The 1572-nt window shown below is 54.6% G+C and carries 1 protein-coding gene; it reads left to right on the forward strand.

The features are described 5' to 3' along the window. Nucleotides 1-118: 118 nt before the first annotated feature. Nucleotides 119-1555 (forward strand): IS66 family transposase, encoded by a 1437-nt coding sequence (tnpC, locus tag H7B90_RS10070; protein ID WP_185135740.1) that lies wholly within the window; start codon nt 119-121, stop codon nt 1553-1555. Nucleotides 1556-1572 lie beyond the last annotated feature (17 nt).

The raw sequence follows: 1572 nt of genomic DNA on the forward strand, positions 1-1572 counted from the left end.
TCGTTACTACTTAGGTTCCCCATATTAGGGGAACTTTTTTTTGATGTTCGTAAGGAGATCGAGCCCCTCGTGTCGAAGTAATAGGAGCAGAGTTGAAATCGAGCGAGGAGTGACGGAAATGCGGCTGACACCGGAGCAAGTGATGACGATTTGCAAGGGCGACAAGGAAATCGCTTCCGTTGTTCAATTCCTTCTCAATCAACAGGCGGATCGCATTGAGCAACTTGAACGTCGTGTACATGAACTGGAACGGCAACTCAAAAGCAATAGCAGCAACAGCAGCAAGCCCCCTTCGAGCGATGGCCTGCGCAAACCGACGAATTTGCGCACGTCAGGCGGCAAAAAAGGAGCGCCCAAGGGACACCGCGGCACGACACTGTGTCAAGCGGAGCAACCGGATGAAGTGGTCGTCATTCCCCTGGATTCTTGCCCTTGCTGTCAAGGATCGCTGACCGATGCGGAACGCAAGACGGTGGAGAAGCGACAAGTATTCGATTTGCCGCCTCCACGTCTGTTCATCACCGAGTTTCAAGCCGAAAAGGCCTACTGTTCGCATTGTCGCTGCATGCAAAGCGCCTCGTTCCCGGAGCAAGTGAAAGCTCCGGCCCAATACGGCGACGGTTGGGTCGCATGGACCGTCTATTTGCATGCCTATCAGTTGCTGCCGCTGGACCGGATTTCCCGCTTGTTTAGCGATCTGACTGGCCATGGACCCAGCGAAGCTACGTTGCTCACCCTACTGGAGAAGTCCTCGGACGCGCTGCAGCCCACCGAGAAAATCCTAATCGACCGCTTGCTCGAGAAATCCGTCGTGCATGCCGATGAAACGGGATGCCGAGTCGGCGGCAAGACCGGGTGGATGCATGTGATCTCCGACGAGAAGTATACGTTGCTTCGTTTTCATGCGCAGCGTGGGAGCAAGGCGATGGATGCGCACGGTTTTTTGCCGAGATACGCCGGGACGGTGGTCCACGATTGCATGCAAGGGTACTTCAAGGATCACTATTCGTTTGACCACGCACTCTGCAACGTACACCTGCTGCGGGAATGCAAGGGTATTGCGGAGCACGACGGGCATGTGTGGGCCAAGCAGATGAGCGAGCTCCTGAAAGAAAGCTGGCGGCTCGCAAGCGAATCTCGACAAGCGAATACGTCGGTGCGTGCAGAAGTCATTTTCAACATTCTCGCCCGCTATGACGCGATTCTGGAGACCGGTCAGCAGGAATGGTCGAAAGACCAAGTGCGCGAAAAAACCGGGACGCGTGGCCGTAAAATAAAGAGCAAGGCAGGCAACTTAGGCGAACGGTTATTGAAGCACAAAGCGGCGATCCTGTCGTTTCTTTGGCGAGCCGAAACGCCGTTTGACAATAACCAGGCGGAACGAGACTTGCGGATGGTAAAGGTAAAGCAAAAGATCTCTGGCGCGTTTCGCACGGAAGCCGGAGCATTCATCTTTGCTCGACTGCGAAGTGTCGTATCCACCTTGCTCAAGCAAGGACTTTCCGTTCTCCCGTCCCTTTCCCTCGCCCTTCGCGGGCACCCTATTCTTCCATAGACCTAAGTAGTAACGAT

This window comes from Cohnella xylanilytica (assembly GCF_014212175.1).
Lineage (GTDB): Bacteria > Bacillota > Bacilli > Paenibacillales > Paenibacillaceae > Cohnella > Cohnella xylanilytica.